Origin of the sequence: Mesorhizobium sp. M4B.F.Ca.ET.143.01.1.1, assembly GCF_004792275.1 — a bacterium.
Taxonomy (GTDB): Bacteria; Pseudomonadota; Alphaproteobacteria; order Rhizobiales; family Rhizobiaceae; genus Mesorhizobium; species Mesorhizobium abyssinicae.
In genome coordinates, this window is the sequence record NZ_SRSR01000321.1 from 1 (window position 1) to 291 (window position 291).

1 pseudogene is annotated in these 291 nt (G+C 66.3%); it reads right to left on the reverse strand.

The window, feature by feature from the left end:
• Nucleotides 1-291, reverse strand: a pseudogene (locus EN786_RS37165) (class II aldolase/adducin family protein); the annotation flags it as partial.

A 291-nucleotide genomic window follows, 5' to 3' on the forward strand; every position in this document is an offset into this window, starting at 1 on the left:
CACGTCGACCCCGGGCCGCAATTTCGCGGCAATGCCGCGGGCGAGCGGCAGACCCGGCCGGAAATAGGGCACCCAGGCCCATTCGATGCCATCCAGTCGCCTGGCCACCTCGGCCTCGCCATCTGCTTGCACGGCAAGCGAAATCGTGTCGACGCAATGGACATGCAGCACCACGCGTTGCGGCATCAAGGCATGCACGGTGGTCTCGATCGACGGGCGCAGGCCACGCGGATTGAGGTCTTCGATGGCGAAGGCCTGTGGCCTGTCGGCGGTTGGATCGCGCTGTTCGAC